This is a genomic window from Frankia sp. AgKG'84/4, assembly GCF_023242965.2.
Lineage (GTDB): Bacteria > Actinomycetota > Actinomycetes > Frankiales > Frankiaceae > Frankia.
Map to the genome: position 1 here is coordinate 1 of NZ_JALKFU020000682.1, position 587 is coordinate 587.

A 587-nucleotide genomic window follows, 5' to 3' on the forward strand; every position below is an offset into this window, starting at 1 on the left:
CCACAGCCCGGCGCGACCCGGTTCGGCCCAGACCCTGCCGTTGGCGGGCAGACCGGCGGCGAGATCGGCGGACACCCGGGCCGGGTTGGGCGGTACGTCATCGGCGGCGTAGAGGGGGCCCATCATCGCGGAGAGGTCCCGGTACAGCGGTGAGCGACCGCTCTCGGTCACGTTCACCCGGGCCCGCGGCGCGCCGGCGCCGGCGCTGAGGCCGGCCAGCTCGTCGGGTTCGATCCGCCAGGTGCTGGCCGGGTCGACGCCGGCGGCGGCGAACACCTCGGGCGGGCACTCGTCGGCGTCCAGGCCGACCGTGATCAGCACCGGGTCGGGCCGCCCGGCGGCGAGGGCGAGGTCGCGGTACTGCAGGAACCCGGTGCCGATGTGGTAGGGGCTGTCCCAGCGGAAGACGCCCTTGGACGTGAAGGCGTTGAGGACGCCGATCCCGGTGCGCTCGGCGAACCGGTTCAGGGCCGGCACGGCGCCGGTGCGCAGCACGCCGCGTCCGGCGAGCACCAGGTCGACCGGGCCCGTCCCGGCCGGTACCGACGCCCAGGGCGAGCCGGCGACCCGGGCGGCCAGGCTCGGGT

Annotated in this window: 1 pseudogene; it reads right to left on the reverse strand. The window is 76.7% G+C overall.

From position 1 onward, the window contains the following. A pseudogene (locus MXD58_RS24610) lies at window positions 1-587 on the reverse strand (thiamine pyrophosphate-binding protein); the annotation flags it as partial.